This window comes from Prauserella oleivorans (assembly GCF_042685745.1).
Lineage (GTDB): Bacteria > Actinomycetota > Actinomycetes > Mycobacteriales > Pseudonocardiaceae > Prauserella_A > Prauserella_A oleivorans.
The window spans coordinates 468,482-494,347 of sequence record NZ_JBHUNT010000001.1; the positions used below are offsets into that span (position 1 = coordinate 468,482).

Consider the following 25,866-nt stretch of genomic DNA (forward strand, 5'->3'; position numbering starts at 1 on the left):
AGGCGGGCGCCGGTCGTCCAGCCGCCCCCGTCGACGCCGCCGCGGAGTGCCTGATGAACGCGAAGCCCGCCAGTACCGCCGGCTCCACCACGTTGCCGTGGTCGTCCGACCCGGTGGAGCAGTTCAAGCTTCTCCAGCAGGTCCGGGACGCGACGCTGAGCGGTAACGGCTCCCCGGCGGCACCGCGCCCGGTGATTTCCGAATCCTGGCGGCGCTCACTGGCCGCCCACGTGGATCCCGAGGACTACCGGCCGCCGATCGTGTACGACAGCGACGAGATCGAGGACGTCCGCGCGGACCACCCCCTGCATGCCGTGCTGCCGCCGTTGCGGGAACTGCTGGTGAGCATCGCCGACGAATCGCAGCACATCACCATCGTCACCGACGCCGACGGAACCATCCTGTGGCGGGAGGGCCCGTCGACGCTGTGCCGGCTGGCCGATCCGGTCGGCCTGCACGAGGGCACCAAGTGGGCGGAGTCGGCGATCGGCACCAACGCCATGGGCACGGCGCTGGCGGTGGACGCGCCGGTGCAGATCTACTCCGCCGAACATCTCGTGCGGACCTACCACACGTGGACGTGCGCGGCCGCGCCGATCCACGACCCGGACACGGGCCGCGTCCTGGGCGCCATCGACATCAGCGGGCGGCTCGACACGCTGCACCCGGCGATGGTCTCGCTCGTCAACGCCACCGCGCAGCTCGCCGAGAACCACTTGCGGCGGCGGATGGAGGAGCAGGACGAGCGGCTGCTCGCGCGCAACATGCGGCACCTCGAACGGTTGCGCGGCGAGCCGGGCGCGCTGCTCACCACGACCGGCCGGGTGCTCGCGGCCGAGCCGCTGGGCCGCTGGCCGCGGCGCATCGAGGTGGCTCCGGGCACCGAGCGCGTCCTGCTCGACGACGGCCGCGAAGCCCTCCTCGAACCGCTCGCGGAGGGCTACCTGCTGCGGCTGCCGAAGCTCGCCACCGGTGGTGTGCGCAGGCCACGGCTGCGCCTGTCGTTCCTCGGCGCGAGCCCGGCGGCCGAACTGGACGGGCGGCCGGTGCCGCTGACGCTGCGGCGCGCCGAGATCCTCGCGTTGCTCGCGCTGCACCCCGCGGGACTGACGGCCGAGCAGCTGGCGCTGCACCTCTACGGCGAGGACGGCAACCCCACCACCGTCCGCGCGGAGATCCACCGGCTGCGCGCGGAACTGGGCGAGGCCGCGATGCGCGCCAAGCCGTACCGGCTGGCCGCCGAGGTGGAGGCGGACTTCCTGGCGATCCGATCGGCGCTGGCGGCAGGCGACGTGTCCACGGCCGCGGCGGCGTGCACCGCGCCACTGCTGGCCCGGTCGGACGCGCCGACGATCCGCGCCGAGCGCGACCAGCAGATCGCGGCCCTGCGCTCGGCCGTGCTCGCCCACGGCGACCTGGACGCGCTGTGGTCGTTCGCCGAGAGCGAGCAGGGCCACGACGATCTGGAGGTGTTCGAACGGCTCGCGCGGGAGCTCCCGGCGGGCGATCCGCGCCGCCCGGTCGCGGCGGCCCGGCTGTCCTGGCTGCTCGGCGAGGACGGCTGACAAACGCGAAACGGGGCGGATGCAACGTCGATGCAACGTTGCCGTGCCTAGCTTTCCAGGACCGACCTTCGAGGACGAAGACAGGTGGTGGCGGTGACCCTTCCCGACAAGGTGGACCTCGATCCCGGTCGCGACTACCCGCTGGCGGCGCACCGGCCCGAACTCCTCCGGACACCGACCGGCAAACGCATCGACGACCTCACCATGCAGGCCGTGCTCTCCGGCGAGGTCGCTCCCGAGGACCTGCGCATCTCGCCCGAGACACTGCGGCTGCAGGCACAGATCGCCGAGCGCGTGGGCCGGCCGCAGCTGGCGCAGAACTTCCGCCGGGGCGCCGAGCTCACGGCGCTGCCGGACGAGCTGGTGCTCTCGATCTACAACGCACTGCGGCCCCGCGCATCGACCAAGCGGCAGCTGACCGAGATCGCCGACCAGCTGGAGCGCGACTACTCCGCGACCCTGTGCGCGCAGCTGGTCCGCGAGGCCGCCGACGTCTACGAACGCCGCGACATTCTCGCCCCCGAGGGGAGCTGACATGACTCCGACATCCAAGCGCACCGAGACCCTGGAGCAGCGGCCGGTGAACCTCGACGGGTTCGTCGAGGAATGGCCCGAGGTGGGCATGGTCGCCATGGACAGCCCGTACGACCCGGCGCCGAGCGTGCGGGTCGAGGACGGCGTGATCGTCGAGATGGACGGCAAGCCGCGGGCCGAGTTCGATTTCCTCGACCAGTTCATCGCCGACCACGCGATCGACGTCGCCGCGGCCGAGCGGGCGATGGCGCTCGAACCGGTCGAGGTCGCGCGGATGCTGGTGGACCCGAGCGTGTCGCGTTCCGAGGTTCTCGAGGTGTCCCGCGGCCTCACCCCGGCCGCGCTGCTCGAGGTCGTCAAGACCATGAACGTGGTCGAGATGATGCAGGCCCTGCAGAAGATGCGGGCCCGCCGGACCCCGGCCAACCAGGCTCACTCCACCAGCGCGAGGGACAACCCGGTGCAGGTGGCGGCCGAAGCCGCCGAGGCGTCGTTGCGTGGCTTCCGCGAGCTGGAGACCACGCTCGGCGTCGTCCGGTACGCGCCGCTGGTGGCGATCGCGCTGCAGGTCGGCGCGCTGGCCGGTACGCCGGGCGTGCTCACGCAGTGTGCGCTGGAGGAAGCCACGGAGCTGGAGCTGGGCATGCGCGGCATCACCGCGTACGCCGAGACGATCTCGGTCTACGGCACCGAGCCGGTGTTCTGCGACGGCGACGACACCCCGTGGTCGAAGGCGTTCTTGGCCTCGGCCTACGCCTCGCGCGGCATCAAGATGCGGTTCACCTCCGGCACCGGCTCCGAGGTGCAGATGGGCAACGCCGAGAGCAAGTCCATGCTCTACCTGGAGATCCGCTGCATCCTGGTGACCAAGGGCGCGGGCGTGCAGGGCCTGCAGAACGGGTCCATCAGCTGCATCGGCGTGCCCGGGGCGGTGCCCGCGGGCATCCGGGCGGTGCTCGCGGAGAACCTCATCGCCAGCACCGTCGACCTGGAGTGCGCGTCGGGCAACGACCAGTCGTTCTCCCACTCCGACATGCGCCGGGTCGCGCGGCTGCTGCCGCAGCTGCTGCCCGGCACGGACTTCGTCTGCTCCGGCTACTCGGCGGTGCCCAACTACGACAACATGTTCGCCGGGTCGAACCTGGACTGCACCGATTACGACGACTGGAACACCATCCAGCGCGACCTGCAGGTCGACGGCGCGCTCCGGCACGTCCCCGAGGCGGAGATCCTGGCCGCCCGCAGCCGGGCGGCACGTGCGCTGCAGGCCGTGTTCGCGCAGCTCGGACTGCCCGCGATCACCGACAAGGAGGTCGAGGCGGTCACGTACGCCCACGGCAGCCAGGAGCTGCCGTTGCGCGACGTGCTGGAGGACCTCAAGGCCGCCCAGTCGGTGATGGACCGGGGGATCACCGGGCTGGACATCGTGAAGGCGCTCGAGGCATCCGGCTTCAGCGACATGGCGCACACGCTGCTGGCCGTGCTGCGGCAGCGTGTCTCGGGCGATCTGCTGCACACCTCGGCGATCCTGACGCCCGAGCTGGAGACGCTGTCAGCGGTCAACGACGCCAACGACTACGCCGGCCCCGGTACCGGGTACCGGCCGTCGGGGGCGCGCTGGGAGGAAATGAAGCGGCTCCGGCACGTGGTGAGCGCGCGGAACCCGGAGCAGGAAGTCGGCTGAGGAGAGCGACATGGCGGACACCAGCGTAGGAACCCGGCGCACGCTCGAACTGACCGAACGCGGCGAGGCGGGGCCGGGCACCCGGGCGGACGAAGTGGTCATCGGGATCTCGCCCGCGTTCGGGGACTTCTTCACCAAGACCATCGTCGAGATCCCGCACGCCGAGGTGCTGCGCGAGCTGCTGGCGGGCATCGAGGAGGAGGGCGTGCAGGCGCGCGTCGTGCGGTATCGCGGCGGCTCGGACCTGGCGGTCATCGCGCACGCGGCGGCGAAGCTCTCCGGGTCGGGCATCGGCGTCGGCGTGCTCTCCCGGGGCACGACGATGATCCACCAGAAGGACCTCGTGCGACTGTCCAATCTGGAGCTGTTCCCGCAGGCACCGCTGATGGACACCGAGACCTTCCGCAAGGTGGGCCGCAACGCCGCCCGGTACGCGAAGGGCGAGTCGCCGGAGCCGGTGCCCGCGCGCAACGACTACATGGCGCGCCCCCGGTGGCAGGCCAAGGCCGCGTTGCTGCACATCAAGGAGACCGAGTTCGTGGTGCCCGGCGCGGCGCCGGTCGAGCTCGACGTCCGGATCCGGCTGGCGGACGCCGGCTGACGCCCGTGGCACTCGTCGTCGGCGTCGACATCGGCAACTCCACCACCGAGGCGTGCCTGGCCGAGCTCGGCCCGGACGGTCCGCGGTACCTGGGCGGTGCGCTGGCCGCCACCTCGGGGGTGAAGGGCACGACGGACAACGTGCCGGGTGTGGTGAAGGTCGTGCAGGAGGCGCTGTCGCGGGCGGGCCGCCGGAAGGACGAGCTCACCGCGGTGCTGGTCAACGAGGCCACCCCGGTGATCAGCGGGCTCGCGATGGAGACGATCACCGAAACGATCATCACCGAGTCCACGATGATCGGACACAATCCGGACACCCCGGGCGGCGCCGGGCTCGGGGTGGGCACGACGGTCGCGTTCCACGACCTCGCCTCGTGCGCGACGGACGAGCCGGTGATCTGTGTCATCGGCGCCGGGGTCGATTTCGAGGACGCGGCCGCCGGGATCAACGCGGCCGCCGAGCGGGGCGTCGAGGTCACCGGGGCGATCGTGCACGCCGACGACGCGAACCTGATCGCGAACCGGCTGCACACCGTGATCCCGATCGTCGACGAGGTCACCCTGGTCGAGAAGGTGCCGCTCGGGATGCCCGCCGCGGTGGAGGTGGCCGAACCGGGGCGCACGATCCGCACGCTGTCGAACTCCTACGGCATCGCCACGTTGTTCGACCTCGACCCCGACCAGACGCGGATGATTTCGCACGTCGCGCGGGCGCTGGTCGGCAACCGGTCGGCGGTCGTCGTGCGCACCCCGCACGGCGACATCGAGGACCGGCGGATCCCGGCCGGGACACTCACGCTGATCGGCGAGCACGCGCGGTTGTCGGTCGGCATGGACGCCGGTGCCGACGAGATCATGCGGACGGTGCGCCGGGTGCGTCCGCTCACCGACGCGACCGGTGAGGCCGGCACGCACGTCGGCGGGATGCTCGCGACGGTGCGCGACACGATGTCGGAGCTGGCCGCGACCTCGTCGGGTGAGGTGCAGATCCAGGACGTGCTGGCCGTGGACACCTTCGTGCCACAGCGCGTGACGGGCGCCCTGGCGGGTGAGTTCGCGCTCGAGAACGCGGTCGCGCTGGCGGCCATGGTGCGCACGAGCCGGGGCCCGATGGAGGCGCTGGCCGCGCAGCTGCGGACCGCGCTGGACGTCGACGTCCTGGTGGGCGGGGTCGAGGCGGACATGGCGGTGCTGGGCGCGCTCACCACGCCCGGCACCGACCGGCCGGTCGCGATCCTCGACCTGGGCGGCGGGTCGACCGACGCCGCGCTGGCCACCGAGGACGGCGTGGTGCGTTCGGTCCACCTCGCCGGTGCGGGTGATCTGGTGACCAAGCTGATCGACTCGGAACTGGGCCTGGAGAACCGCGACCTCGCCGAGGACATCAAGAAGTTCCCGCTGGCCAAGGCGGAGAGCTTCTTCCACGTGCGGATGGAGGACGGCACGGCGCGGTTCTTCACCGAGCCGCTGCCGCCGGAGACGTTCGCGCGGGTCGTGGTGCTCGGCGACGCGGGCATGCGGCCGGTGCCGACGCGGCACTCGCTGGACAAGATCCGTCAGGTGCGCCGATCGGCCAAGCACAAGGTGTTCGTCGTCAACGCATTGCGGGCACTCGAACAGGTGGCGCCCGGCGGGAATCTGCGTCAGATCGGGTTCGTCGTGGTTCTCGGCGGGTCCGCGTTGGACTTCGAGATTCCCGAGCTGATCGCCGAGGCGGTCGCCGACGCGGGCATCGTGTGCGGCACCGGCAACGTGCGCGGCACGGAGGGCCCGCGCAACGCCGTCGCGACCGGGCTCGTGGCCGACCACGCGCGGAGGTCGGCTCGGTGAGCATCGTCGACCGCCGGGCCGAGAACGCGCGACGCACGCCGCCGTGCGTCGTCGCCCGGTGCGCCGGTGACGATCGCCTGCGCGAGGTGCGGGCCGGACTGGAGGAGGAAGGCGTCCCGCTGCGGGTCGAGGCCGTGGCGAGCGGAGACGCCGTGGAACTCGCGTACGAGGCTGCCCTGGCGTCCTCGCTCGGCGTCGGGATCGGGATCGACGCGGCAGGCGGGATCTGCGTGCACCACGCCAAACGCCCGCGCGAGTCACCGGTGCTCACCGCCGTCGCGGCCCAGGCCCGGCTGTGCGGGCACGACGCCGCCCGGCTCGTCGTCGGGTTGCCGCTGAAAACACCATCCGAGGAAAGGGAGAACCCGTGGCCGGACAACTGACGCTCGCCGACGCCCAGCGTGTGCTGAACGCCGCGCTGGACAAGGCCGTACAGATCGGGCAGCCGATGAACGTCGCCGTCGTCGACGACGGCGGGCACCTGGTGGCGTTCGCGCGGCAGGACGACGCGATTCTGGCCAGCATCGACATCGCGATCGGCAAGGCGCGCACGGCGGTGCTCATGAAGATGCCGACGGCGCAGCTCGGCGAGGCGGCCGCACCCGGATCACCGCTCTACGGCATCGAGGTGACCAACGGTGGTCTCGTGATCTTCGGCGGTGGCATTCCGCTGAAGAATTCCGACGACAGGGTGATCGGCGCGATCGGGGTGAGCGCGGGCACGGTGGAACAGGACACCGAGGTCGCCGAGGCCGGCGTGGCGGCGCTGGGCAAAGGCTGAACGCTCGCTGGGAGCGGTCCGGGTCGAGATCCTCGCCCGCGCAGGCCGGCGTGAGTATGGTCTGCACCATGAAGTGACGACGGGCCTACACACCTGACCGCGGCATGCCGTTCGAATGGTCGACTCGGGCGCCGCGGTGTGTCCATTGTGTCCGTCGCACTTCCCGGAACGAGGGTTTGCATGAACGACGATCAGTTCGTCACCCACGTCGCCGACCGGCTGGCCGGTCTGCCCGCGGTGCATGCCGTGGCGCTCGGCGGTTCGCGCGCGCGGGGCACGCACACACCCGACAGTGACTGGGACTTCGCCGTCTACTACCGGGGCTCCTTCCAGCCGTCCGACCTGCGCGCGCTCGGCTGGGAGGGCGAGGTCTTCGAACTCGGCGCCTGGGGCGGGATCTTCAACAGCGGGGCATGGCTCACGATCGACGGCAGGCACGTCGACGTGCACTACCGGGATCTCGACGCCATCGAGCACGAGCTCGCGGAGGCCGGGCACGGCAGGTTCCGCTGGGAGCCGCTGGCGTTCCACCTCGCCGGGATCCCCAGCTATCTGCTGCTCGCCGAGCTCGCCGGCGCGCGGGTGCTGCACGGCTCGCTGCCCCGGCCCGCCGATCCCGACGCGCTGCGCACCGCCGCCGCGCAGCAGTGGCGACAGCAGGCCTCGCTGACTCTCCGCTACGCCCAGGACGCCTTCGTGCGCCGTGGGCAGGCCACCGAGCTCGCGGGCGCGCTGGCAACGGCCGCCATGCAGATGGCGCATGCCGTGCTGGCGCGGCGCGGAGAGTGGGTGACCAACGAGAAGCGGCTCCTCGCCCGAGCCGGTCTGCGCGACGTCGACGCCGTCATCGCCGGGCTGCGACCGGAGCCCGAGGCGCTGGAGCAGGCACTCGCGGAGGCGAGGACGCTCCTCGACGCAGCCGGCCAGCGGGGTCCGGCCGGTCGCAGCTGACCGGAACCTACTGCCAGGTCGCGGTGTCGGGGTCGATGCCGTGGGCACGTGCGCTGGCGTCGATGCTTCGACGGAACCACGTGGCAAGGCCCGCGCGGATGCCGTCGTAGTGGGCGGCGTATCCCGGATCGTCCTCGAACATGCGGCCGAGACACACCTGCATCTGCCTGGTGAGAGGGAAGTACGACGACGTGAACACCTCGCGGTGCCGCTCGACGAGCTGATTCGCTTCCGGGCTACCGGGTGTGACACCGGCGTCCATGGCATCGGCGAGGGCTCGGTCGAGGTCGGCAACGGCGTCGGCGACGGCTTGCCACTCCTCCGGACCGCGAGCGGCGGATCGTTCGGCGTACTGCCGCCATTGGACCGTGTCTCCGTAACGCTGACGGGCTCGGGCAGGGTCGGCCGGGTTCCATTCGGGGCCGAAGATCGCGGCCTGCTGCTCGACGGTGAGCAGCAGGCCGCGCTCGTGGGCTTCGATCATCCGATCGAGTCCGGTGATGAGCTGCTGGAGGCGGTCGATCCGTTCGGCGACCTGCGCGCGCTGCGCACGCAATGCGACGACCACATCAGCGGCCGAGTCGTCCAGGATGGCCTGGATCCGGTCCAGGCCGAGACCGAGCTCCCGGTAGACGACGATGCGGTGCAGCCGTTCCAGATCACCAGCGGTGTAGAGCCGGTATCCGGCGGCCGTGCGCAGTGACGGTCGCGCCAGACCGACCTCGTCCCAGTGGTGCAGCGCGCGGACCGTCACGCCCAGACGTGTCGAGACCTGACCGACGGTCAGACCATCGACGTCAGCGGCATCAGGCATGCTCCCCATTGTCGCCGAGGTCCGGTGCGGTGATCCCGACAGCGGCGAGGTCCCGCGCTTCCTTGCTCGCCGGATCCCACTCTTTCGCCGCCGTGAACACGATCCGCGCGTTCTCGGGGGTGACCACCTCCAGGTCCCGGGTGTTCCAAGGGGTGTCCCGCGGACCGTCGATCGAGTCCGGTCGCAGCGCACGGCACGCCTCGGCAAGGGCATCGATCTGGCTGAGCACGCACGCGAAGCTGACGCTCATCGCGGGTGCCTGCTCGGGAACGCGCTCGGCCGGGACGAGCAGCACGTCCTGGAACGCCCACCTGCGCAGGTGCACGACCCCGCCGGGGATGCTGAACAGCTCGATGAACCCCAGCCCACGAGTCCAGAAGTCCACCGACGCCGCCAGATCGCTCGTCGGGATCGTGACGAACGCGGGCATCCCATAGATGCCCCGGAACGGCTCGGGCGCAACCGCATCCGGGCCGGGCGCGGGCACCGGACTGATCTCGAACGCGTTGTAGTAGTCGCTCATGCACCCCACCCTCCAGCCTCACGCAACGTGAGGGTCAAGTCCGATTCTGGGCGAGTTACCAGCGCACCTGTCAGCGGCACTGACTGTCAGTAGACTGAACGGCTGTGTCCGTCGACAGAGAGCCACGTCAGCTGCCGGCTCCGGCCTTCGAGGAGTACACGGGCTTCCTGCTGCATCGCCTGGGTATCGGAGCGCAGCGCGTCATCGAGGAAACCCTCCGCCCGCTGGACCTGCGCCCGAGAGAGTTCCGGGTCCTTGCCCTCCTCGGCGACACCCCGCGCTCGCAGCGCGAACTGGCCGAACTGAGCAGACTCGACCGGACGACGATGGTGGCCGTCGTGGACCGGCTCGAAGACCTCGAACTGGTCCGGCGCACGCGGAACGCCACCGACCGCCGGAAGTACCTGGTGGAGCGCACGGCCGCGGGCGCATCGCTCGTCGGGGACGCCATGGTGAAGCTGATCAAGGCCGAGCGGGAGTTCCTCTCGCCGCTCCCGGAAGACCGGCAGACCGAACTCAACGCCCTGCTGCGCGAGCTCTACGCGGTCCGCATCGTCGACTGCTGACCTGCGCTCACGGCCTTGCCCTCCCGAATCCGTCAGCTACACTGACAATCAGCCTGCCTGATAGATCGGAGAAGGCCATGACCGGACAGCTCCACGCGAACCGCGGCCTCACCGCCCTGACCCCCTCGCCGACCGCCGTGCCGCTCTGGGTGTCCCGGGGCGTCGCGGTCGCCGTGAGCGTGCCGACCTTCCTGGTCCTGCTGCTGGGCGGCGGGGTGCGCGCCGACAACCCGTTCCTGGTCCCGGACCTGGTGCTGTGCGCGGGACTGCTCGTGGGCGCGGTCGTGCCCGGCCGCGTCGCCGTGCCGCTGCTGCGGATCATGTTCGGGTTCGCGGCCGGCGTCATCACGACGGCGGTGTTCGACTACGTGGCGCGCGGTGAACTCCAGGACGGGATCGCCACCGTCGTCGCCGCGGTCGCGTGCGTGGTCATGACCGTCCTGCTGGCCGTGGACGGCGGCCGGTCGACCCGGCCGGACACCGCCTGACCCCACCCCGTTCGACCGTCCACAGTGTCCCCGAGGACGGTGGCCGGCGTTTCCTGGCTACACTGCCCACCACGTGAACTGGGGGAACGACCATGGCGGCAGGAAGACGCGCGATCGCGGCACTGGCCGGAGCCGGGCTCACGGTAGGACTGGCCGGTGCCCTCACGCGGTTCGTGCGCGGCACCATGACGTACGCCGAGCGGGATGCCACGACGATCGCGGCGGCCGGGTTCGTCGAGAAGCAGACCACGATCGACGGTTCCCGCGTCATCTACGCCGAAGGGCCGGACAACGGGCCCGCGCTGCTGCTCATTCACGGTCAGATCACCGACTGGCGGAGCTGGAGCCGGGTGCTGCCGAGCCTCGCCGAGCGTTACCACGTCTTCGCCGTCGACTGCTACGGCCACGGCGGTTCGGCGTGGGTTCCGGAGAAGTACACGGCGAAGGCCCTGGCCGCGGACATGGTGACGTTCCTCGACCAGGTCGTCGGGCGGCCCGCCACGATCGCAGGCCACTCGTCGGGCGGGCTGATCGCGGCGGCGATCGCGGCGCAGGCACCGGATCGCGTGCGTGGCGTGGTGCTCGAGGACCCGCCGTTCTTCGCGACGCTGTTGCCGCGGGCGAAGCAGACCTTCAACTACATCACGCTCGCGACGCTCGCCCACGAGTTCCTCGACAGCGGGGAGGACGACTTCGTCGCCTACCACCTGCGCCACTCCGCCTTCTGGGATCTGTTCGGTGGCCTGCGCGAGAAACTGCAGGAGTCGGCCATCGCCTACCACGAGAGCCACCCGGGCGAGCCGGTGAGGATCTTCTGGATGCCGCCGTCGCTCAACGAGCTGTTCCGGGCGATGGACTCCTACGATCCCCGGTTCGGTGAGGCCTTCTACACGGGCTCGTTCGACGAGGGCTTCGACCACGCCGACACGCTGTCGCGGATCACCGTGCCCGTGGCGCAGATCCACGTGAAGCCGCGTTACGACAGTGCGGGGATCCTGCAGGCGGCGATGAGCGACGACGAGGCCGAACGCGCCCGCTCGCTGCTCGCCGACGTCGAGCTGTACCGCGCGAACACCGGCCACAACTTCCACTTCGACGATCCGCGTCGGTTCGTCCGGATCGTCGACGACCTGGAGCGCCGCGTACGCGCCTGACGCCGCCGTGTCTGCCGTCTATGTCGCCGTGTCCGCCGCTCCGGTAGTCGTGTCCGCCGTTCCCGTAGCCATGTCTGCCGTCTATGTCGCCGTGTTGGCCGTTCCGGTAGCCGTGTCGGCCGTTCGCGGGACCACGTCGATCACCGCGGGAGTACGTAGTAGCTCGACTTTCGCTCCCCTCGGCGCCGAAGCTTGTCTGCTTGCGCGAGCCGTTTGAGCAACCGACCTGCCTGCTCCGGCGAGATGGCACACAGGTCGGCCGCCTGGCGGCGGGTGATGGTGCCATGCGCTCCCACGAACGCCAAGACCATCTGCTCCTGTTGGAGCGGTTCGAACCCACGAACCCGCACGTAACCCGGAGACCATCGCCTCGCCGAAGTCGTCGGTGAACCCCGCGCACGGGTAGACGTCGTACTCGTCGTCGGCCTGGCTGATGGGCACGAGGAGCGTGCCGTCGGCGGCGCCGCCCACGTCGTCACACACCTCGCTCAATTCCGTACCCGGTGGCATGAACGCCACGGTGAGCTTGCGGTTGCCGATGACCCGTTCCGCCATCCGCTCGTCGAGGCCGACATCCGGCGCGACGTACACCGACGAGCCGCGGAGTTCCTTCGCGATCGGACCGTCGAACACGCCGCCCGTGCTCAGCGCCCACCCGGCGAGGACGAGGCAACCGACGACGGCCAGCCCGAAGAACCGCCTGATCCGCTTCATACGAGCCTGCCCGCGAGGTAGGGCTGGTGTCGGTCATGGCGTTCACGGTCACGGGCGGGCGGATCGCCGCCATTGACGTGCTGGCCGACCCGGGCCGGCTGCGCGCCCTGGGCCTGAAGGTCGGCTGACAGTCAGCTGGTCGATCCCGGCGGCGGGTCGGCGAAGATCCCGTCGAGCATGCCCGTCGCCTGGCCGACCTCGATCAGGTAACCGTCCGGATCCCGCAAGTAGCAGCGGATCTCCGCCTTGCGGTCGAGCGGCTCGGTGAGGAACTCGGCGCCCTTGCGACGCGCCTCGGCGTGGAAGGTGGCGATGTCGGCGACGCGGACGTTCAGGAACGCCGAGACCGGGTCGCCCGGCTCGGGCGGCCGCAACGTGACGTCCGGCTTGTCGGGCGTGGGACCGCCGCCCGGGTTCATGATGATCCAGGTGTTTGCGACCTTGACGATGCACGGGTTCTCGTCGAGGACGACCTGTCCGCCGAAGACGTCGGTGTAGAACGCTCGTGATCGGGCCACGTCCCGCACCGTGAGGAAGTGGGTGAGGACGAGCCCTTCCTCCGGTGCTGGCCAGTCGTCGTGCCGCATGGGTCACCTCCCGCCCCGATGGCATCGACGGTAGGTGTGCCGTCCCCGGTGCGCACCTCGGACGGGCGGTGGCCCCGGCCGGTTCAGGACAACCGGCGCCGCCGCGATGTCGGCGAACATAGGCTCCGTCCCCATACGTGGAGCCGAGACGGGGAACCATGGCAGCGGAACACGAGCTGGGAGCAGTGCTCGGGCGGTACGAGACCGACAACGAACGCCGGCGGCGGATCGCGTTCGTAGCCGTTCCCGTGGGCGCGGCCGTGGGATGCCTCGGCGTGCTGATGATGCTGATCCTCGACGCCGACGCGGGCGGCGCCATGATCTTCCCGGCGCTCGTCGGCGGAGCCGGCTTCGGCGCGTTCGTGGTGGGCCTGTGCCAGGCGTGGCTCACCGCGACCCGCACGGACGAGGTCTTCACGCTGTACGAGGGCGGTCTCGTTCACTCCTACGGCGGCAAGTCCTGGCCGATCAGCTGGGCCGAGATCGCCGACATCAAGGACAACGGCAAGGACAGCGCGCTCCACCGGGCCCTCGGCATTGACGTCCAGTACCGCGTCGTGCTGCGCTCCCCCGTGGGTGGCCGCCGGAGCGTGACGATCTCCGGCTTCACCGACGACGCCGTCCGGCTCGCCGAGACCGTGCGACAGGCCGCGGTGCACGGCATCCGGCCGGGCCGGTACGGGCGCTGAGTGCCCTCCGTGCTGTCGCGCACGGGATGGTGACCGACTGCGGAAGGTCACCAATCACGCACTGTGGCGTCACCGCACGCGTTCCGGCGCGTGTCCATGTTGTGACCGTTGCCGACGGGACCGCGCCGGTGCGGCTTGGCTCCAACGATCGCTTGCTTTCATCAGAGAAAAGAGAAAAACCGTGCACAAGCGTCGTGTTGCCTTCGCTGCTGCGATGGCTGCCCTGGCTGTCGGTCTGTCCGCATGCGGCAGCGAGGAGGAGACCGCCACCGCGGCGACGAGCGAGCCGCCGGCGACCACGGCGTCGAGTGAGACCTCTGCCGCCGAGCCGTCGGAACCTTCCACCCCGGCCGGCGACATCGGCCCGGCGAAGGCCACCGCTCCGGGCACCGAGCTCGAGGTCGGGGAGACCGCGACCGTGCCGTTCGAGTACACGAGCGACAAGACCGGAACGATCGCCATCACCGTGACCGCGATCGAGCAGGGTCAGGAATCGGGCCTCGCGGAGTTCGGCGAGCGCGCCAAGGGACTCGTGCCGTACTTCATCAAGTACAAGATCGAGAACGTCGGCGGCACGGACCTGTCGTACGCCAACCTCGACCTGCGAGCCGTAACGGCCGACGGCCGGAGCACCGGCGTGGTCATCGCCGGCGACGTCCCCGGCAAGTGTGAGAGCGAGACGGCGGACAAGGACTTCACCACGGCGGGCGCGACGTTCGAGACCTGCAACCTCCAGGCCTCCCGGGCAGGTGTCGAGGTGACCGGAGCCGAGTTCGACGAAGGCGACGAGTACTCCGACAACCCGGTCGTCTGGACCAAGTAGGGGACGTGGGGCCGGCAAGAGGGGGAGCCGGCCCCACGGGTGCTCAGCGATGGCGAACGTCAGGTTGCGCTGCCGCCCCAGGCGGAGGTGGCGAGCCGGCTTCTCACCTCACGACGAATCTCGGCTTGAATGAGACGCGGCTGCGTCGCCCCCGCCCTCCGTGGCTGACGGGACCGGTTCCCGCGCAAAGTCCGCAGCCGTTTCTCGGATCTCTTGCTCGATCTTCTCGCGGCCCGGTAGGTCGGACTCCCAATCGTCCATGAGTTGCATGAAGATCCCGAAGCGGTCGGCCTTGGCATCGAAGCCGCGCGCCAAGTACCAGATCTTGCTTGCGCCCTGGTACGGGACAAGTAAGCCGGTCGAGATCTTTCGCGCAGCGTCCTGAATGAGGATGTCCACAGCGAATTGTGGGCTCAGGGTCGGCAACCCGAGGCTTTGGGCGGCGGTGTCGAGCAACGGGGCGAGTTCTTCGGCGCGCAGTTCGTCGGCAGGCAGTGCGGCAACAGTGACGAGCGCGTCCGGCGGCTCGGACAAGTGCGCAACGAGTTCAGCCGCCGCCTGGACGACCTCCGCGGCAGGACCGTCGTCGGCGATAAGTTCGGCCGCAGCAGTGAGAAACGCTGCTTGCGGAGACATGGAAATCCCGTTCATCGACCGTCCGTAAACTTCGTTTTGACTCTACCCGTTCACCGGTTCGAACGTTCTCGTACCAATGGGTTTCGAACTGTCGTCCGTCGGCCCCGGTGTAGCTCTTGCTTGTCATCTTCGCCCAGTCCTGCGCGTCGCCGCCATAATGCTTCGCCAAGTCGTCGGCCTTCCGGAGGGGCGTCTTCGTACCGGCACCGACGACTGCGGTGCCAGATTCCGTCACCTGGTCTCCGAAGCGAGCGACCTGTTGAGGTCACGCCCAGAGATGGAGCTGGTGGGTACGTGTCGTGCGGCTTTGGCGGCGTCAGTGGTCCTGTCGACGGCTTTGGCGCCGGTGGCGGCCGATCCGGCGAAGGGAATGGCAGCGGCTCCGGCGATCGCGGCGTCAGCGTAGCGGCCCTGTCCGGCATACCAGGCGGCGTTGGCGCCATCAGCGATTTCACCGACGCCGGGGATGAGCCCAACGACGTCCAGGACGCCGTGGCCGATTCTGCTGAGCGTGGTCTCTTCCTCGGGCGGGGTCAGGTCGCGTAACACTTGCGCGGTTTCGTCGCCGACCTGCTGTATTTGCTGACGCGCCCGATTGAGTATGTCCCGGGCCGCCTGGCGGATCTTCTCGCCAGGGTCAACGAGCGGAGGGACGGTGACTCACGTCGGATCACCGACGGCGGCGTTGGCCTCGTTCTGTCGCTGTGCGTCGGCAAGGGCGGCGTGGTGCGTCGCCTTGGCCTGTTTGGTCTCCTGGGCGGCTTGGTCCCATAACGCGATCGCTTCGCGTGCCTGCCCTTGAGCCCAGCGCAAGGTCGCTGCGTACATACCGAGGGCCGCGCCGGTGGAGGTCAGCGCATCACCCGCGTCATACCACTTGCCCGGCTCGTAGGAGAACTCGTCATGAAAGCGTCCGCGGCGGGGCCGCGCCACGCGCCCGTGTCGATCGCCCGCAGTCCGGTCGCGGCGTCCACGGCCTGGCGTCCGCGCGCGTCGAGCACCCTGACGTTGGCCTCGATGGCCTCGGGCTTGCCGGGAACGAGCTGCTGCGGGTCCCTGGTTTCACCGAGCTCAGCCATCAGCGGCGTCCACAGCCGGGTCTTCGCGGAGCTTCCCGGCTCGGTCGGCTTCCCGATCCGCTTGCGCAGACGCCTGTAACGCGCTACCGACGTCTTCAGCGCCATCAACCAGATCGTCGATGCGGTCGCCATCGCACGCACACGTCCATCAGCGCGTCGCGTAACGGCGTGTGACCGTACACGTCTGCCTCACCGACGAGACCGCGCAACTCGACGTTGTCCTGCTCAGCGACGGCCTTCTTGATCGCCCCGCCAGCCTCTTCCAGCCGGTCGACGTCGACGTGAAAGCCGGGTCCGTCCATGAATTCCCCCCGGAAGCAAACCTGCGCCCGGGGTAACGACCCTGTTCATCACGTCAAAGAATCGTCCAGGGGCATCAGTGATCTCGACCTCGGGCACACCCGGCGCTGCCGACCTGCAGGTGCTCCGGCCTCTTTTGCGCATCGAACCCGGGCGGGCAGAATCCGACCCACATAGCCTACGGACACCCCCGAAGCGCCACGTTTGGCCGCACATACGACAAACGCCCTACCGACCCGTCTTCCCGGGTGGTAGGGCGTTCGTTCGTCATGATCGATGAAGCGCGCCCGAAGGGATTCGAACCCCTAACCTTCTGATCCGTAGTCAGATGCTCTATCCGTTGAGCTACGGGCGCATTCTGTTCAGTTGTACCCGACCGGAGTCGGGTTGGTGCTCGGCTGGGCCGAGCCCCGGCGGAGGCTCCGGGATTTGAACCCGGGAGGGGGGGTTACCCCCAACCGCATTAGCAGTGCGGCGCCATAGACCAGACTAGGCGAAGCCTCCCAGGTCGCGACCACTGCTGTCATAGCGTACACAGCCCCTCAGGCCGCCTTCAAACCACCCCCCTCAACTCGCTGACCAGGTCATTTACCGGCCAGCGCGACGAAGGCGGCGAGCGAGTCCGGATTGGCGAGGGCGTCGCGGCTGACGGCACGTTCGGGGTCGACGCCCTTGAGGATCTTCTTCACCGGCACCTCGCACTTCTTGCCGTTCAGCGTGCGCGGGACCTCGCTGACCACCACGAACCGGTCCGGGACGTGCCTGGGCGAGAGCGCGCTTCGCAGCTCCTTGCGCAGCGCCGGCTCCAGCTCCTCCAGCGACGCGCCCTCGGCCAGCACGAGGAAGCACACGAGCTCGCCCTCCTCGCCGGCCGCCGAGGTGTCGATCACCAGCGAGTCCAGCACCTCGTCGTAGCCCTCGACGACCCGGTAGAACTCGGCCGTGCCCATGCGGACGCCCCCGCGGTTGAGCGTCGAGTCGCTGCGGCCGTAGATGACCGACGAGCCGCGACGGGTGATCTTGATCCAGTCGCCGTGCCGCCACGTGCCGGGGAAGTCCTCGAAGTAGGCCTCCCGCAGGCGCGTGCCGTCCGGGTCGTTCCAGAAGTACAGCGGCATCGACGGCATGGGCTTGGTGACGACGAGCTCACCGACCTCGTCCACCACGGCGTGGCCGTTCTCGTCGTAGGCCTGCACGGCCGCACCGAGGCTCCGGCACGACAGCTCGCCCAGCCACACCGGGACGTCCGGCGCCGAGCCGACGAACGCCGTGCACAGGTCGGTGCCACCGGACACGGAACAAATCTGGACGTACCCGCCGATGGCGTCGGCGATCCAACGGAACCCCTCCTCGCTGAGCGGCGCCCCGGTGGACCCGAGCGCTCGCATAGCGGAGAGGTCCAGCTCGTCCGACGGCCTCAGGTGCGCCTTGAGGCAGCTCTGCACGAACGGGGCCGACGTGCCGAACACCGTGATCCGGTGTCGCTCCGCCAGCCGCCACAGCGTCCCGAGGTCCGGGTGTGCCGGGCTGCCGTCGTAGAGCACGATCGTCGAGCCCACGAGCAGGCCCGAGATCAGGAAGTTCCACATCATCCAGCCGGTGGTGGTGAACCAGAAGAACCGCTCCCCCGGCCCGAGGTCCAGCTGCAGCGCGTGCATCTTGAGGTGTTCGACGGTGATGCCGCCGTGGCCCTGCACGATGCCCTTCGGCAGCCCGGTGGTGCCGGACGAGTACAGCACCCACAGCGGGTGGTCGAAGTCCACCGGCTCGAACTCGAGCGGGGCGCCCGCGTGCTCGGCGACGAGGTCGTCCCAGTCGAGCGCGCCGGGCAGGCTGCCGCCGCCCTCGTAGTCGATCAGCACGGTCGAGCCCAGCCCGGGGAGCTTGGAGCGCAGTTCCTCCACGGTCGGCCGTACGTCGAAGGCACGGCCGTTGTAGCGGTAGCCGTTGACGGCGACGAGCACCTTCGGCTCGATCTGCGTGAACCGGTCGGCGACCGCCCGCACGCCGAAGTCGGGCGAGCACGACGACCAGGTGGCGCCGAGGCTCGCCGCGGCCAGGAACGCCACCAGCGTCTGCGGGCAGTTCGGCGCCAGCGCGACCACCCGGTCGCCCTTGCCCACGCCCAGGCTCGCCAGTGCCGCCCGCGCCGCCGCGACCTGGGCGCGCAGCTCGCCGTAGGTGAGCCGCTGTTCGAGCCCGTCCTCGCGGGCGAACACGACGGCCGGGTCGTCGTCCGCCTTCGGCGCACCGGCTACGCCACCGGAGAGCGCGTGCTCGGCGTAGTTCAGGGTCGCACCGGCGAACCACGTCGCGCCCGGCATCTCGAGCCCGGAGAGCACCCGCGTGCCCTGCTGGTGCCAGCGGACGCCGAGGTAGTCGGTGACCGCCGACCAGAAGTCACCGAGCGAGCCGACGGAGAACTCCCACAGCTGGTCATAGTTCTCGGTGGTCACGCCGCGTTCGGCGCGCAGCCACCGGCGGAAGTCTGCGATCCGCGTCTGCTCGACGCGGTCGGGACTGGGCCTCCACAGCACTTCGGGGACGTCGGCGTCAGTGCTCATACGCCGAACTCTAAGCCAGATCGGCGACCATTTCCTCCGCCATCGAGTGCAAGCGCGCAAGATCGGCAGGCGTCACCGTGACCCAGTCTCCGTGCCTGCGCAGGACGTAGCGGCCCTGCTCGGTGTCGACCCAGTTGACGGTGCCCGGCGAGCGGCCGTGCGCCGTCGAGGTCGCACCGAGGTACCCTCCGGCCGCCCTCCCCTCGATGGCGCGCAGGAACGTGCCCGCCTCCGACGAGCGCACGCCCGCCCCACGCAACACGTCGAGGAAGCCGCCTGCCCCCTCGTGCTCGGCGGCGCGGCAGGCCCTGCGGTAGTCGGCGAACCGGGCGTTGCCGGGCCCGCCCGGCCCGGCGGGCAGCGGCGAGAGCGCGCCCAGGATCGTGCCGACCAGTTCGGCGCGTTCCACCGGCCCGAGCCGCACGTCCCCCTCGGCGACACCGATCGTCACCACACCGAACCGTCCGATCGCGCCGACCGCCCGGAACGACCTGTCCTGCCCCACCGCCCGCATGTCCACCGTCAGCTCGGGTGCGGCCAGCGCGCGCAGCAGTTCCTCGAGGTCCGGCGCCGGTCGCGCGACGGTGCCGAGGCCCCGGCCCGCGAGCGCCTCGTCCGCGATCGCGATCAGCTCGGCCCGCGCCGCGGCGGTCCGGCCCACGTGCGGGATCTCCAGCACGTCCGGCAGCTCACCGAGTCCGAGCTCGGTCCAGAGCAGGTACAGCTCTCCGGGGTGGAGGGTGACCCAGCCGGTGCTCTCGTCGCGCACTCAGCGGCCTCCGGGCGGGCGCTCACCCAGCACGGGCGGCATCACCGGGGTCTGCACACCCCACGTGTCGTCCTCCTCCTGCAGGTACGACGGCGCTGTGCGCTCGGTGTCCTCGCCGCCTCCGGGCCGGGCGGCGGCCATGCCCATCGGCATCGCGCCCGGCATGCCCGTGCCGCGCTGGCCCGTCGCCGCGGCCGCCGCGTGGGGCGAGGTACCCGGATGCGCCGGTGCGCCCGCGGCCGAGCGCGCGTCCGGTGCGGGCTCGGCCGCAAGGAACCCGCCGGGAGCCGGCGCGACCGGAGCACCGCCCGCGGGACCGAACCCACCGGCCGCGGGCATGCCGGCTACGGGCGCGGCCGCACCGGGCGACACCGCACTCGCCGACGTGTCGTCGTCCTCTCCGCCACGCCCTGGGGGCTCGGGGTCGCGCTTCGGCGGGTCCTCCGGGACCTGGGTGATCCGGTGGTCGCCGGAGGGAGCCGAGAACGTCGGGACGCTCCGGTAGATCTCGTTCGACTGGTGCTGGTACCGCTCCATCACCTCGGCCGCCTGCTGATGCAGCTGCCGGGCGCGCTCCCGTTCCGGTGCGGGATCGGTGACCAGGTCCGGAGCGGACGCGAACCCGCCCGGCGCCTCGGCCAGCCGGGCCGGCTCCGCCTCGCCCCGCAGCGGCACCACCGGCGCCGGCAACAGCGGCGGCTCCGGCATCGTGTTCTTGGTGACCCGGGCGAGATCGGCCTGCTTGCTGACGCACTCCGACACCAGCACGCTGCCCTCGGCCGTCTGCCGCGTCCAGGAGGAGAGCTGCTCGACCTTGCCGCGCGCCTCCTCGGCCGCCGCGCCCTGCCAGCCGTCAGCCGCCTGTTCGAGCGCCTGTTTGAGCAGCCTGCCGATGTCGTCCAGCTCGCCACCGAGCCGCGACCACTGGCCGGCCACCTCGTCGGCGCCCTCGAGGTCGAGACCGGTGGTGGCCATCCGGTACAGCTCTCGGTGCGAGTAGGTGCGCCAGTTGATCTCCTCGCCGAGATCCCCGGGCTCCGGCTCCGGTTCGGGCACCGGCCACGGATAGGGCAGGCAACGCGGCGTCGAGAGATCCATCAGTCCACCCTTCCCAGGCTGTGGAGCTGATCGCCCGCGGCCGCGTCGGCCTCGGTGATCAGCCCGGCGGCCCTGCGCACGATGTCGTCGAGCTTCTCCAGCTGGCCGGCGAAATCCTCGAGCACGGGGATCGCCGCGTCGGCTCCCCCGGACGCGGCGCCGCGCAGCCGCTCGCTCATGGCGCGGGCGACGAAGTTGGCGCCGAACCGCAGTGGCTGATCGATCCGCTCACTGCCGTCGGCGATGAGCGTGTGGACCCTGGACTGCAACCGCGTGATCGCGGCCAGCAACTCGTGTGCGGCGTCCGGATCGAGGTGGAGCCGGCCGTCCTGGACCTGCTCCCGCACCACGTCCAGGTCTCTGGCCACGGGCGCCAGCGCGTCGGCCGCTCCGGAAGCGAATCTGTGCCCCACCGGCACGCGCTCGAGGTTTCCAGTCGTGTCCGTCACGGCACCCCCAGGAGGCTAGGCAGTCAGCACCATAGCTGGGACGCGGCGCGGACACGAACGGTTCACACGTTCTCAGCGCAGGTAGGCGCCGAACCAGTCGAGGGTGCGCTGCCAGGCCTCCGCGGCGGCGGCCGGGTCGGCGTCGAACCGGTGGCTGGCCCCTGGGTACCGGATGACGTTGGCGGCCACCGGGGCCGACGCCGCCGCCTCCCGCAACCGCTCGATCTCGGCCTCCGCGGCCTCGTCACCGTCGTCGCCGTACAGACCGAGCCACGGGCTGCTCAGTTCGCCCGCGATGTCCACCAGCGCGGGCAGCGCGTCGGACACCGGTTCGACGACACCCCGGCCGCCCACGCTCACCGCGGCGCCGAGCTTGCGGCGCGCCGCGACGACGAGAGCGGCGGTACCGCCGAGGTCGAAGCCCATCACCCCGATGAGATCCGCCCGCACCTCGCGGTCGGCCAGCCACGCGAGCGTGACGTCGGTGGCCGCAAGGACGCTGCGCCCGTCGAACGAGCCACCGCCCGCGATGTCCGGTGCCACGGCCAGCCAGCCGTCCGAGGCGAGCGCGGCGAGCAGCTCCTGCACCTCCGCCGTGACACCCTCGGCCTCGTGGAGCACGACCACACCGCCCCGCACCGCACGGTCCGGCTCGGCGAACGTAAGCTGGACGCCCCGGCCGTCGGCGCGCTGGTAGTCGTCGGTGAAGGTCTGTGTCATACGCCTACTCAACCACCGTGGGTACACCCGGAGTCAACCGCAGCTGCAGCGGATCCGGCGAGATAGGTTGGACGACGGCACGTCGAACACCCAACGATCGCGAGGAGCGCACCGTGTCCACCGCGTCCAGCACACCCCACGCATCCGGGGCGGTCCCCACCCGAGCCGACCTGGCGGCGCTTCCCGCCTACGTTCCCGGCCGCACCGTGCCCGGCGCGATCAAGCTCGCCAGCAACGAGGTTCCCGGCGGGCCGCTGCCGAGCGTGGCGGAGGCCATCGCCCAGGCGACGAGCCAGGTGAACCGCTACCCGGACATGGGGTCGCAGGCACTCACCGAGCGGCTCTCCCGCGAGCTGGACGTGGCAGGCGAGCGGATCGCCGTCGGCTGCGGCTCGGTGTCGCTGTGCCAGCAGGTGGTGCAGGCGATGTGCGCGCCGGGCGAGGAGGTGCTGTTCGCGTGGCGGTCGTTCGAGGCGTACCCGATCGTCACCCAGGTCGGCAACGCCACACCGCGCACGGTGCCGCTCGACTCCGACCACGTCCACGACCTCGACGCGATGCTCGCCGCGATCACGCCCACCACGCGTGTGGTGTTCGTCTGCAACCCCAACAACCCGACCGGCACGGTGGTGCGGCGCGAGGCGCTGACCCGGTTCCTCGACGGCGTTCCCGGTGACGTGCTCGTGGTGCTGGACGAGGCCTACCGCGAGTTCGTCACCGACCGCGAGGTTCCCGACGGGCTCGACTTCGCCCGCACCCGGCGCAACGTCCTCGTGCTGCGCACCTTCTCCAAGGCCTACGGCCTCGCCGGGCTGCGCGTCGGCTACGCCGTCGGGCCGGAGGAGGTCATCACCGCTCTGCGCAAGGTGTACGTGGCGTTCAGCGTGAACGCGCTCGCGCAGACGGCCGCGATCGCCTCCCTCGACGCCAAGGACGAGCTGCTGGCACGCTGCTCCGACGTCGTGCTCGAACGCACCCGCGTGCGCGACGCGCTGCTCGCCGCAGGCTACGAGGTCCCGGAAACGCAGGCGAACTTCGTGTGGCTGCCGCTGCGCGAGCGGGCCGTGGAGTTCGCCGAGCACGCCATGCAGCACAAGGTCGTCGTGCGGCCGTTCGCCGGGGACGGCGTACGGGTGACCATCAGCACGCCCGAGGAGAACGACGTCTTCCTCGAGGCGGCGCGCACGTTCACGCGCTGATCGCGGACAGCAGGGCCAGCAGCGCCCGGTTGGCTTCGACGGCCTCGCCGTGGCGGTCGCCGAGCCGGGCGATCGTGCCGGTGAGGCCGTCGTACTCCAGCCGCCTGCCTGCCTCGCGGTCCTGCAGCATGGACGTCGTGCTGCCCGGTGCGAGTCCCTGCAGCCAGGCCAGCGTGCGGGTGGCGTCGGCGTCGGTGAGTTGCGCGCCCTCGGCGCGGCCGACCGCGACAGCCTCCCGCAACACGGCCAGCGCCAGGTCGGCGACAGCCGGTTCGGTGAGCACCTCCACGCGCCGTCCGGTGAGCGCGGTGATCGGGTTGGCGGCGACGTTGGTGAGCATCTTGCGCCACGCCGCCGTCCGGAAGTCGGCGTGTGTCTCCACGGTGAGCCCGGAGGTCTCGAACAGGTTCGCCGCGGCCTTGGCGGCGGCGTCGTCGGGCAGCACCAGATCGCGTTCGGTGCGCCGGACCCGGACGCTGCCGGGCGCGGTGCGCTCGGCGTTGAGGTAGACCAGTGCGGGCACGACCGCGGCCGCACCCACCAGCGGCTCGACGCGCTCGCGGTGGTCGACGCCGTTCTGCGCGACGACCACGTGGCCGCCGTCGGCGGTGAGCCGGGCGAGCCACTCCGCTGTGGCCGGTGTGTCATGGATCTTGGTGGCCAGCACGACGAACGGCACCGGGCCGGCGTCCTCCGGCGAGCCCGCCCAGCCCACCGGGTACGCGCGGGTGCCCCGCTCGTCGGTGATCTCGATGCGCTCGAGCGGCCGCCTGCCGCAGGCGACGACCTCGTGTCCGGCCTCGGCGAGCGACGCCGCGAAGGCCGTGCCCACCGCTCCCAGTCCCACTACGGCAACGGTTTCCGCACTGTCCACAGTGTCCATCACTCCACCGTCACGCTCTTGGCCAGGTTCCGCGGCTTGTCGATGTCGCGGCCGAGCACCGTCGCGAGGTGGTAGGCCAGCAGCTGCAGCGGGATGCCGAACAGGATCGGGTCGAGCTCCGGCTCGGTCCTCGGCACCCGCAGCTCGATGTCGGCCAGACCGGCGGGCAGGTCCGCGTTGGTGACGGCGATCACCGGGCCGCCGCGGGCCTTGATCTGCTCGATGGTGCCGATGTTCTTGGCGAGCAGTTCGTCGTCGGGAACGATCACCACGGACGGCATGTCCCCGTCGATCAGCGCGATCGGCCCGTGCTTGAGCTCGCCCGCCTGGTAGGCCTCGGCGTGGACGTAGGAGATCTCCTTGAGTTTCTGGGCGCCCTCCCGCGCCACCGGCCAGCCACGCACGCGCCCGACGAAGAACATGTGCCTGGCCGCGGAGAACCGGCGCGCCGCGTCCGCGATGTGCTCGTCCTGCGCGATGACCTCCTCGATCCGCGACGGCAGCGCCACGAGACCGGCCACGATCCGCCTGCCGTCGGCGACGGACAGATCCCGCACCCGCCCCAGCAGCAGCGCCAGCATGGCGAAGCAGGTGCTCATGTTGGTGACGGCCTTGGTGGAGGCGACCGACACCTCCGGGCCCGCGTGGAGGAACACGCCGCTGCCGCATTCCCGCGCGATGGCGCTGCCCACGGCGTTCACGGCGCCGATGACGCGCCCGCCCTTGCGGGCGAGCTCCTGCACGGCGGCGAGCGTGTCGGCCGTCTCGCCGGACTGGCTGACGGCGACGTAGAGCGTGTCGGGGTCGACGACCGGGTTGCGGTAGCGGAACTCCGACGCGGGCTCGGCGTCGGCCGGGATACGGGCCAGCTCCTCGACGAGGTTCGCTCCGATCTGCCCGGCGTAGTACGCCGAACCGCAGCCGATGAACTTGACGCGCCGGATCGACCGCAGATCGCGCGGCTCCAGCCGCAGGCCACCGAGCCGGGCGGTGGAGAACCGCTCGTCCAGCCTGCCCATCAGCGCGCGGCGCATGGCCTCGGGCTGCTCGGCGATCTCCTTGCGCATGTAGTCGGGGTGGCCGTCGAGCTGGTAGTCCGCGTCGGTGAGCTCGACCTCGGTGGGCGTCTTGTCGGTGCGCCGGGCCTGGAGCGTGCTGGTCCGGTAGTCGCCCGCCTTGAGCGTGGCCAGCTCGCCGTCGTCGAGGTAGACCACGCGCTGGGTGTGCCGGACGAGCGCGGCCACGTCGGAGGCGACGAACATCTCGCCGTCCCCGATGCCGAGCACGATCGGGCTGCCGTTGCGGGCGACGACGAGCTCCCCGGGACTGCGCAGGTCCAGCACCACGATGCCGTAAGCACCCTCGACCACCCGCAGCGCGCCGCGCACGGCGTCCTCGAGGGTCTCGGCGCCGTCGCGCAGCCGTGCGGCGATCAGGTGGGCGAGTGCCTCGGTGTCGGTGTCGGAGGCGAACTCGACGCCGTTCGCGGTGAGCTTGGCGCGCAGCGCCTCGGCGTTCTCGATGATGCCGTTGTGGACGACGGCGACCCGGCCCTCGCTGTCGGTGTGCGGGTGGGCGTTCGCGTCGGTCGGCTCGCCGTGGGTGGCCCAGCGGGTGTGGGCGATGCCGATGGGCGCCGGGTGGTTGTCGCCGACGAGGTCCCGCAGCTCCGCGACGCGGACGGCGGCCTTGGTCACCTTGAGCCGTCCGCGGTGGGCCAGCGCGACACCCGCCGAGTCGTACCCGCGGTACTCCAGCCGCTGCAGGCCCTCGAGCAGGATCGGCGCCGCTTGCCGCTGGCCGACGTAACCGACGATTCCGCACATGGAGCGCTCCTGGATCTAGGTCGTCCTAGGTTGTCCTAGG

28 protein-coding genes, 2 tRNA genes and 1 pseudogene are annotated in these 25,866 nt (G+C 70.8%); 14 read left to right on the forward strand and 17 right to left on the reverse strand.

From position 1 onward, the window contains the following. Window positions 1-53: 53 nt before the first annotated feature. The 8 genes from ACFSZT_RS02285 (at window position 54) to ACFSZT_RS02320 (ending at window position 7,945) form a co-directional block, all read left to right on the forward strand. Complete coding sequence (locus ACFSZT_RS02285) at window positions 54-1,565, forward strand: GAF domain-containing protein (protein ID WP_377394723.1); 1,512 nt, start codon at window positions 54-56, stop codon at window positions 1,563-1,565. Window positions 1,566-1,658: 93 nt separating this feature from the next. Further along, window positions 1,659-2,099 carry a diol dehydratase small subunit gene (locus ACFSZT_RS02290; protein ID WP_377394726.1) on the forward strand — a complete coding sequence of 147 codons (441 nt, stop codon included), beginning with the start codon at window positions 1,659-1,661 and terminating at the stop codon, window positions 2,097-2,099. Window position 2,100: 1 nt separating this feature from the next. Continuing rightward, a complete protein-coding gene (locus tag ACFSZT_RS02295) occupies window positions 2,101-3,783 on the forward strand; it encodes a propanediol/glycerol family dehydratase large subunit (RefSeq protein WP_377394729.1) in 1,683 nt (560 codons plus the stop codon). Between the two features lie 10 nt (window positions 3,784-3,793). Beyond that, window positions 3,794-4,384: a propanediol/glycerol family dehydratase medium subunit gene (locus ACFSZT_RS02300; RefSeq protein ID WP_377394732.1), complete on the forward strand. Its 591-nt coding sequence runs from the start codon at window positions 3,794-3,796 to the stop codon at window positions 4,382-4,384. A gap of 5 nt (window positions 4,385-4,389) precedes the next feature. After that, a complete protein-coding gene (locus tag ACFSZT_RS02305) occupies window positions 4,390-6,213 on the forward strand; it encodes a diol dehydratase reactivase subunit alpha (protein WP_377394735.1) in 1,824 nt (607 codons plus the stop codon). Beyond that, the gene (locus ACFSZT_RS02310; RefSeq protein WP_377394738.1) at window positions 6,210-6,596 is read left to right on the forward strand and encodes a glycerol dehydratase reactivase beta/small subunit family protein; all 387 of its coding nucleotides are present in this window, start codon (window positions 6,210-6,212) and stop codon (window positions 6,594-6,596) included. Before ACFSZT_RS02305 ends, ACFSZT_RS02310 begins: the two co-directional genes overlap by 4 nt. Beyond that, entirely contained in the window at window positions 6,581-6,994 is a 414-nt protein-coding gene (locus ACFSZT_RS02315) for a GlcG/HbpS family heme-binding protein (protein WP_377394741.1), read from the forward strand. The genes ACFSZT_RS02310 and ACFSZT_RS02315 overlap by 16 nt, the downstream gene beginning before the upstream one ends. Window positions 6,995-7,174: 180 nt before the next feature. Further along, entirely contained in the window at window positions 7,175-7,945 is a 771-nt protein-coding gene (locus ACFSZT_RS02320) for a nucleotidyltransferase domain-containing protein (protein WP_377394744.1), read from the forward strand. A 7-nt stretch (window positions 7,946-7,952) separates the two neighbouring features. On the opposite strand, the gene ACFSZT_RS02325 is transcribed toward ACFSZT_RS02320, so the two are convergent. Together ACFSZT_RS02325 and ACFSZT_RS02330 are read right to left on the reverse strand one after the other, a co-directional pair. After that, window positions 7,953-8,759: a MerR family transcriptional regulator gene (locus ACFSZT_RS02325; protein ID WP_377394747.1), complete on the reverse strand. Its 807-nt coding sequence runs from the start codon at window positions 8,757-8,759 to the stop codon at window positions 7,953-7,955. Then, on the reverse strand, window positions 8,752-9,282 hold the full coding sequence (locus ACFSZT_RS02330) for a VOC family protein (RefSeq protein WP_377394750.1): 531 nt from the start codon (window positions 9,280-9,282) through the stop codon (window positions 8,752-8,754). The genes ACFSZT_RS02325 and ACFSZT_RS02330 overlap by 8 nt, the downstream gene beginning before the upstream one ends. A gap of 104 nt (window positions 9,283-9,386) precedes the next feature. Here ACFSZT_RS02330 and ACFSZT_RS02335 point away from each other — a divergent pair, with 104 nt between their 5' ends. The 3 genes from ACFSZT_RS02335 (at window position 9,387) to ACFSZT_RS02345 (ending at window position 11,490) form a co-directional block, all read left to right on the forward strand. Continuing rightward, a complete protein-coding gene (locus ACFSZT_RS02335) occupies window positions 9,387-9,848 on the forward strand; it encodes a MarR family winged helix-turn-helix transcriptional regulator (protein ID WP_377394753.1) in 462 nt (153 codons plus the stop codon). A 77-nt stretch (window positions 9,849-9,925) separates the two neighbouring features. Beyond that, a complete protein-coding gene (locus tag ACFSZT_RS02340) occupies window positions 9,926-10,336 on the forward strand; it encodes a hypothetical protein (protein WP_377394756.1) in 411 nt (136 codons plus the stop codon). Window positions 10,337-10,428: 92 nt separating this feature from the next. Beyond that, complete coding sequence (locus ACFSZT_RS02345) at window positions 10,429-11,490, forward strand: alpha/beta fold hydrolase (RefSeq protein WP_377394758.1); 1,062 nt, start codon at window positions 10,429-10,431, stop codon at window positions 11,488-11,490. Between the two features lie 81 nt (window positions 11,491-11,571). Here the strand turns inward: ACFSZT_RS02345 and ACFSZT_RS02350 are convergent, their stop codons facing one another. Continuing rightward, entirely contained in the window at window positions 11,572-12,204 is a 633-nt protein-coding gene (locus tag ACFSZT_RS02350; protein ID WP_377394760.1) for a hypothetical protein, read from the reverse strand. A gap of 131 nt (window positions 12,205-12,335) precedes the next feature. Then, complete coding sequence (locus ACFSZT_RS02355) at window positions 12,336-12,791, reverse strand: VOC family protein (RefSeq protein ID WP_377394763.1); 456 nt, start codon at window positions 12,789-12,791, stop codon at window positions 12,336-12,338. 158 nt (window positions 12,792-12,949) lie between these two features. Between ACFSZT_RS02355 and ACFSZT_RS02360 the strand changes: the two genes are divergently transcribed. Further along, window positions 12,950-13,480, forward strand: a complete 531-nt coding sequence (locus tag ACFSZT_RS02360; protein ID WP_377394766.1) for a hypothetical protein — start codon at window positions 12,950-12,952, stop codon at window positions 13,478-13,480. Between the two features lie 214 nt (window positions 13,481-13,694). Then, on the forward strand, window positions 13,695-14,303 hold the full coding sequence (locus tag ACFSZT_RS02365) for a hypothetical protein (protein ID WP_377394769.1): 609 nt from the start codon (window positions 13,695-13,697) through the stop codon (window positions 14,301-14,303). A gap of 108 nt (window positions 14,304-14,411) precedes the next feature. Here ACFSZT_RS02365 and ACFSZT_RS02370 read toward each other — a convergent pair whose 3' ends face one another. From ACFSZT_RS02370 to ACFSZT_RS02420, 11 genes and pseudogenes are all read right to left on the reverse strand, one after another. Beyond that, window positions 14,412-14,954: a hypothetical protein gene (locus ACFSZT_RS02370; RefSeq protein ID WP_377394772.1), complete on the reverse strand. Its 543-nt coding sequence runs from the start codon at window positions 14,952-14,954 to the stop codon at window positions 14,412-14,414. A 216-nt stretch (window positions 14,955-15,170) separates the two neighbouring features. Next, window positions 15,171-15,488, reverse strand: coding sequence for a hypothetical protein (locus ACFSZT_RS02375; protein WP_377394774.1), 318 nt, complete (start codon window positions 15,486-15,488; stop codon window positions 15,171-15,173). Window positions 15,489-15,599: 111 nt separating this feature from the next. Continuing rightward, window positions 15,600-16,150, reverse strand: a pseudogene (locus ACFSZT_RS02380) (putative T7SS-secreted protein). Next, window positions 16,123-16,320 (reverse strand): hypothetical protein, encoded by a 198-nt coding sequence (locus ACFSZT_RS02385; RefSeq protein ID WP_377394777.1) that lies wholly within the window; start codon window positions 16,318-16,320, stop codon window positions 16,123-16,125. Before ACFSZT_RS02385 ends, ACFSZT_RS02380 begins: the two are co-directional and overlap by 28 nt. Before the next feature lie 280 nt (window positions 16,321-16,600). Next, window positions 16,601-16,673: transfer RNA gene (locus tag ACFSZT_RS02390), tRNA-Arg, on the reverse strand. A gap of 59 nt (window positions 16,674-16,732) precedes the next feature. Further along, a tRNA-Ser gene (locus ACFSZT_RS02395) sits at window positions 16,733-16,822 on the reverse strand. 80 nt (window positions 16,823-16,902) lie between these two features. Then, on the reverse strand, window positions 16,903-18,882 hold the full coding sequence (locus ACFSZT_RS02400) for an acetoacetate--CoA ligase (RefSeq protein WP_377394780.1): 1,980 nt from the start codon (window positions 18,880-18,882) through the stop codon (window positions 16,903-16,905). Between the two features lie 10 nt (window positions 18,883-18,892). Continuing rightward, entirely contained in the window at window positions 18,893-19,651 is a 759-nt protein-coding gene (locus ACFSZT_RS02405; RefSeq protein ID WP_377394783.1) for an ESX secretion-associated protein EspG, read from the reverse strand. Then, the gene (locus ACFSZT_RS02410; RefSeq protein ID WP_377394786.1) at window positions 19,652-20,749 is read right to left on the reverse strand and encodes a WXG100 family type VII secretion target; all 1,098 of its coding nucleotides are present in this window, start codon (window positions 20,747-20,749) and stop codon (window positions 19,652-19,654) included. It abuts the gene before it with no gap. Continuing rightward, window positions 20,749-21,198, reverse strand: a complete 450-nt coding sequence (locus ACFSZT_RS02415) for a hypothetical protein (RefSeq protein WP_377394789.1) — start codon at window positions 21,196-21,198, stop codon at window positions 20,749-20,751. The genes ACFSZT_RS02410 and ACFSZT_RS02415 overlap by 1 nt, the downstream gene beginning before the upstream one ends. Window positions 21,199-21,270: 72 nt before the next feature. Then, window positions 21,271-21,918, reverse strand: coding sequence for a dienelactone hydrolase family protein (locus ACFSZT_RS02420; protein ID WP_377394792.1), 648 nt, complete (start codon window positions 21,916-21,918; stop codon window positions 21,271-21,273). 113 nt (window positions 21,919-22,031) lie between these two features. On the opposite strand from ACFSZT_RS02420, the gene hisC reads away from it, so the two are divergent. Then, window positions 22,032-23,117 (forward strand): histidinol-phosphate transaminase, encoded by a 1,086-nt coding sequence (gene hisC, locus ACFSZT_RS02425; RefSeq protein WP_377394795.1) that lies wholly within the window; start codon window positions 22,032-22,034, stop codon window positions 23,115-23,117. On the opposite strand, the gene ACFSZT_RS02430 is transcribed toward hisC, so the two are convergent. Then, entirely contained in the window at window positions 23,107-24,000 is an 894-nt protein-coding gene (locus tag ACFSZT_RS02430) for a 2-dehydropantoate 2-reductase (protein WP_377394798.1), read from the reverse strand. The genes hisC and ACFSZT_RS02430 overlap by 11 nt on opposite strands. After that, a complete protein-coding gene (gene glmS, locus ACFSZT_RS02435; RefSeq protein ID WP_377394801.1) occupies window positions 24,000-25,826 on the reverse strand; it encodes a glutamine--fructose-6-phosphate transaminase (isomerizing) in 1,827 nt (608 codons plus the stop codon). Before glmS ends, ACFSZT_RS02430 begins: the two co-directional genes overlap by 1 nt. Window positions 25,827-25,866 lie beyond the last annotated feature (40 nt).

What these genes read in the sequence shown, in the direction of transcription:
- ACFSZT_RS02360 (WP_377394766.1), top strand. Translation starts at nt 12,950, where the DNA reads ATGGCAGCGGAACACGAGCTGGGAGCAGTGCTCGGGCGGTACGAGACC.
- ACFSZT_RS02285 (WP_377394723.1), top strand. Translation starts at nt 54, where the DNA reads ATGAACGCGAAGCCCGCCAGTACCGCCGGCTCCACCACGTTGCCGTGG.
- ACFSZT_RS02370 (WP_377394772.1), bottom strand. Translation starts at nt 14,954, where the DNA reads ATGAACGGGATTTCCATGTCTCCGCAAGCAGCGTTTCTCACTGCTGCG.
- glmS (WP_377394801.1), bottom strand. Translation starts at nt 25,826, where the DNA reads ATGTGCGGAATCGTCGGTTACGTCGGCCAGCGGCAAGCGGCGCCGATC.
- ACFSZT_RS02340 (WP_377394756.1), top strand. Translation starts at nt 9,926, where the DNA reads ATGACCGGACAGCTCCACGCGAACCGCGGCCTCACCGCCCTGACCCCC.
- ACFSZT_RS02325 (WP_377394747.1), bottom strand. Translation starts at nt 8,759, where the DNA reads ATGCCTGATGCCGCTGACGTCGATGGTCTGACCGTCGGTCAGGTCTCG.
- ACFSZT_RS02320 (WP_377394744.1), top strand. Translation starts at nt 7,175, where the DNA reads ATGAACGACGATCAGTTCGTCACCCACGTCGCCGACCGGCTGGCCGGT.
- ACFSZT_RS02420 (WP_377394792.1), bottom strand. Translation starts at nt 21,918, where the DNA reads ATGACACAGACCTTCACCGACGACTACCAGCGCGCCGACGGCCGGGGC.
- ACFSZT_RS02345 (WP_377394758.1), top strand. Translation starts at nt 10,429, where the DNA reads ATGGCGGCAGGAAGACGCGCGATCGCGGCACTGGCCGGAGCCGGGCTC.
- ACFSZT_RS02365 (WP_377394769.1), top strand. Translation starts at nt 13,695, where the DNA reads ATGGCTGCCCTGGCTGTCGGTCTGTCCGCATGCGGCAGCGAGGAGGAG.
- ACFSZT_RS02385 (WP_377394777.1), bottom strand. Translation starts at nt 16,320, where the DNA reads ATGGACGGACCCGGCTTTCACGTCGACGTCGACCGGCTGGAAGAGGCT.
- ACFSZT_RS02430 (WP_377394798.1), bottom strand. Translation starts at nt 24,000, where the DNA reads ATGGACACTGTGGACAGTGCGGAAACCGTTGCCGTAGTGGGACTGGGA.
- ACFSZT_RS02400 (WP_377394780.1), bottom strand. Translation starts at nt 18,882, where the DNA reads ATGAGCACTGACGCCGACGTCCCCGAAGTGCTGTGGAGGCCCAGTCCC.
- ACFSZT_RS02355 (WP_377394763.1), bottom strand. Translation starts at nt 12,791, where the DNA reads ATGCGGCACGACGACTGGCCAGCACCGGAGGAAGGGCTCGTCCTCACC.
- ACFSZT_RS02350 (WP_377394760.1), bottom strand. Translation starts at nt 12,204, where the DNA reads ATGAAGCGGATCAGGCGGTTCTTCGGGCTGGCCGTCGTCGGTTGCCTC.
- ACFSZT_RS02330 (WP_377394750.1), bottom strand. Translation starts at nt 9,282, where the DNA reads ATGAGCGACTACTACAACGCGTTCGAGATCAGTCCGGTGCCCGCGCCC.
- ACFSZT_RS02300 (WP_377394732.1), top strand. Translation starts at nt 3,794, where the DNA reads ATGGCGGACACCAGCGTAGGAACCCGGCGCACGCTCGAACTGACCGAA.
- ACFSZT_RS02410 (WP_377394786.1), bottom strand. Translation starts at nt 20,749, where the DNA reads ATGGATCTCTCGACGCCGCGTTGCCTGCCCTATCCGTGGCCGGTGCCC.
- ACFSZT_RS02295 (WP_377394729.1), top strand. Translation starts at nt 2,101, where the DNA reads ATGACTCCGACATCCAAGCGCACCGAGACCCTGGAGCAGCGGCCGGTG.